Genomic DNA, 861 nt, shown 5'->3' with positions numbered 1-861 from the left:
GTCCTTGCCCGCTATATTCTCGACCGGCCGCAAACGGTTGCGGGGCGCCGCGTACTCGATCTCGGCGCCGGCTCGGGCCTGGTCGGCATCGCCGCGGCGAAAGCTGGCGCGCGCGCGGTGATCGCCGCCGAGATCGACCGCAACGGCATCGTCGCGCTCGGCCTCAACGCGGCGGCGAACGGCGTCGCGATCACGGTGATCGGCGAAGACATCACCGCCGGGCCGCCACCGGCAGTCGACCTGGTGCTGGCCGGCGACGTGTTCTACGGGCATGAGGTGGCGAGGCGCGTGATCCCCTTCCTCGACCGCTGCCTTGCCACCGGCATCGAGGTGCTGGTCGGCGATCCGCGCCGCACCGACCTGCCGCTCACGCGGCTCAAACTTCTTGCCGAATATAGGGTGCCGGATTTCGGCGATGCCAAAGGCACGGCGTCGAGCCCGAGCGGGGTCTTCTCGTTCGAGGCGGTCAGATCGTCTCCTTGACCCTCGCGGCGAGGAAATCCGGCAGGTCGGCAACCGAGTTGAGCACGACATCGGCGATCGCCGACAGCGATTCACGCGTGCCTGTGCCGGAAAGCACGCCGACCGCCAGCCCGCAGCCGCCGGCCCGCGCCATTTCGAGATCGTGGCGATTGTCGCCGACCATGGCGATCTCGGCCGGCTTCAGCCCGGTCAGGTCGGAGAAGGCGAGGATGGTGTCCGGCGCCGGCTTCGGCCTGGCCACCGAATCATAGCCATAGGCGGCGTCGAAAAGCTGCGCCACGCCGAGCGTCACCAGCGTCTTTTCCGCGCCACTGGTCGAATCGTTGGTGGCGACGCCAAGCCGGTAGGATCGCCTGTGCAGGACGGCCAGCGTCTCGA

The 861-nt window shown here is 68.8% G+C and carries 2 protein-coding genes; one reads left to right on the top strand and one right to left on the bottom strand.

Translation table 11 applies throughout. The annotated features are described in order from the left end of the window. Positions 1-483, top strand: a 483-nt coding sequence (locus EN780_RS35620) for a 50S ribosomal protein L11 methyltransferase (protein WP_133372927.1), incomplete at its 5' end; no start/stop codon positions are given. Here EN780_RS35620 and EN780_RS35615 read toward each other — a convergent pair. Further along, positions 467-861 (bottom strand): HAD family hydrolase (locus tag EN780_RS35615; RefSeq protein ID WP_133372926.1); only part of this gene is annotated, 395 nt, incomplete at its 5' end. The genes EN780_RS35620 and EN780_RS35615 overlap by 17 nt on opposite strands.

This window comes from Mesorhizobium sp. M4B.F.Ca.ET.089.01.1.1, assembly GCF_004022605.1.
Taxonomy (GTDB): domain Bacteria; phylum Pseudomonadota; class Alphaproteobacteria; order Rhizobiales; family Rhizobiaceae; genus Mesorhizobium; species Mesorhizobium abyssinicae.
This window is presented reverse-complemented; position numbering and strand designations above follow the sequence as displayed.